Consider the following 2,725-nt stretch of genomic DNA (forward strand, 5'->3'; position numbering starts at 1 on the left):
CGGCGAGCGGCGTATCGACATAGACCTCGGTGAAGCGAATGTCGCCCGCGATCTCGCGGGCCAGCCGGCGCTCGTTGCGGAACGGCGAGATGAACGAGACGAGGACGATCACGCCGGCATCGGCCATAAGGCGTGCGACTTCGGCGACGCGGCGGATGTTCTCGACCCGGGCCTCGTCGGTGAAGCCGAGGTCCTTGTTGAGGCCGTGCCGCACATTGTCGCCGTCGAGTATGTAGGCCAGCCGGCGCTCGGACGTGAGGCGCCGCTCGATCAGGTTAGCGACGGTCGATTTGCCCGATCCCGACAGGCCGGTGAACCAGACGATCTGCGGCGTCTGCCCAAGCAGTTCGGCCCGCACCTGTCGGTTGACGTCGAACGACTGGTAGCTGAGGTTCTGCGCGCGCCTGAGGCCGAAGTCCACCACCCCCGCTCCCAGGGTGGCATTGCTGATGCGGTCTATGAGGATGAAGCTGCCGCCTGGCGCACTGTCCCGATAGGTGTCGAAGGCCAGAGGCTTGTCCGTCGCGATGGTGACCGTGCCGACCTCGTTCATCTCGAGCGTCCGCGCCGGGCTTTCTTCGAGCGTGTTGACGTTGGTGCGATGCTTCAGCGCGGTGATGGAGGCCGGGACCTGTTGCGTGCCAAGCTTGAGGAGATAGGACCGCCCCGGCATGGCGTGTTCCTCGTTCATCCAAACGAGGCGCGCCTGGAACTGGTTCGAGTAGTCCGGCACCGCACCCGGGTGAACCAGCATGTCGCCGCGCGACACGTCGACCTCGCGATCGAGCACGACGGTGACGGCCTGCCCGGCCTGGGCCAGGTCGAGGTCGCCGTCCATGGTGACGATGCGGCTGACCCGCGCCGGGGTGCGCGAGGCGGCCACCAATACCTCCTCGCCAACCCTGACGCTGCCCGACGCGACGGTGCCCGAGAACCCGCGGAAATCGAGGTTGGGCCGGTTGACCCATTGCACAGGGAGGCGGAACTGCCGACTGGAGCGATCCGTCGCGACTTCGATCGACTCGAGGTAGGGCACCAGTTGCGGACCGGTGTACCAGGGCGTCGCCGCGCTCGGGCTCAGGATATTGTCGCCCTTCAGGGCCGACAGCGGGATTGCCACCAGGGTCTCGAAGCCGAGGTCGCGGGCAAAGGCGCGGTATTCTGCCTCGATGGCGTCAAAGGCGGCCCGATCGTAGCCGACCAGATCGATCTTGTTGACGGCGAGCACCACATGGCGGACACCGATCAGGCTCAGGATGAAGCTGTGGCGACGCGTCTGCGTCAGTACGCCCTTGCGGGCATCGATCAGCACAATGGCGAGATCGGCGTTCGAGGCCCCGGTCGCCATGTTTCGGGTGTACTGCTCGTGACCGGGTGTGTCGGCGACGATGAACTTGCGCTTGTCGGTGGAAAAGAAGCGGTAGGCGACGTCGATCGTGATGCCCTGTTCCCGTTCGGCCGCAAGACCGTCCACGAGCAGCGAGAAATCGATCCCCTCATCGCCGGTGGCGCGGTTGCGGCTCTCCTTGCGCAGTGACGCCAGCTGATCGTCGAGGATCAGCTGGCTGTCGTAGAGCAACCGACCGATCAGGGTGGACTTGCCATCATCGACCGAACCACAGGTGAGGAAGCGCAGCAGGCTCTTGTCGGTCTGCTCGGCGAGCCATCGCTCCAGGGCGGCGGTATTGGCGGCGGAGGCGGGGCTGGCGGCCATCAGAAATAGCCCTCCTGCTTCTTCTTTTCCATCGAGCCGGCCTGGTCGCTGTCGATCAGGCGTCCCTCGCGCTCGGAAGTCCTGGACGCCTGCATCTCCATGATGATCGACGGCAGGTCGGCGGCATCCGACCGGATCGCGCCGGTCAGCGGGTAACAGCCGAGCGTGCGGAAGCGCACGGTCCGCACCTGCGGCTCCTCGCCTGGCTCGAGCCGGAAACGGCCGTCATCGACCATGATCAGGGTGCCCGAACGCTCGACCACCGGGCGCGGGCGAGCGAAATAGAGTGACGGGATCTCGATGCCCTCGGAATAGATGTAGGTCCAGATGTCGAGTTCGGTCCAGTTCGACAGCGGAAAGACCCGCATGCTCTCTCCCGGGGCGAGTCGGGTATTGTAGATGTGCCAGAGTTCCGGGCGCTGGTTCTTGGGATCCCAGGCATGCTGGGCGTTGCGATGGGAGAAGATGCGCTCCTTGGCGCGTGACTTCTCCTCGTCGCGCCGGGCACCGCCGATCGCCGCGTCGTAGCCGCCGGCGTTGAGCGCCTGGCGCAGGGCCTGCGTCTTCATGATGTCGGTGTAGCGGGCCGACCCCTGGTCGAACGGATTGATCCCCGCGGCAAGACCCTCCGGGTTGGTGTGCACCAGCAACTCGAAACCGTGCGTCGCGGCCATCCGATCGCGAAACGCGATCATCTCGCGGAACTTCCAGGTCGTGTCGATGTGCAGCAGCGGGAAAGGAATGCGGCTCGGAAAGAACGCCTTGCGCGCCAGATGCAGCAGCACCGACGAGTCCTTGCCGATCGAATACATCATCACGGGACGCTCGAAGCTCGCCGCGACCTCCCGGAAGATCTCTATGCTCTCGGCTTCGAGGGTCTGGAGATGGCTGAGTGGACGCCCGCCGGCGATGGACATCTGGTGCTTCATCCGTGCTGCAACGGGGTGTGAAATACGCGTTTGACCATGGGGCGACAAGGCGGCCCGAGGGTCAGAAAGGTGAACCCCGAGG

General features: G+C 65.2%; 2 protein-coding genes. Both read right to left on the reverse strand.

Annotated elements, in window-relative coordinates; translation table 11 throughout:
- On the reverse strand, positions 1-1,714 hold a 1,714-nt coding region (cysN, locus tag ACE3TU_RS21090; protein WP_374627828.1), incomplete at its 3' end, for a sulfate adenylyltransferase subunit CysN.
- The gene (cysD, locus tag ACE3TU_RS21095) at positions 1,714-2,631 is read right to left on the reverse strand and encodes a sulfate adenylyltransferase subunit CysD (RefSeq protein WP_374627829.1); all 918 of its coding nucleotides are present in this window, start codon (positions 2,629-2,631) and stop codon (positions 1,714-1,716) included. The genes cysD and cysN, both read right to left, overlap by 1 nt.
- Between the last annotated feature and the right edge of the window lie 94 nt (positions 2,632-2,725).

The sequence above is a fragment of the Devosia sp. genome (genome assembly GCF_041917035.1).
Classification (GTDB): Bacteria; Pseudomonadota; Alphaproteobacteria; order Rhizobiales; family Devosiaceae; genus Devosia_A.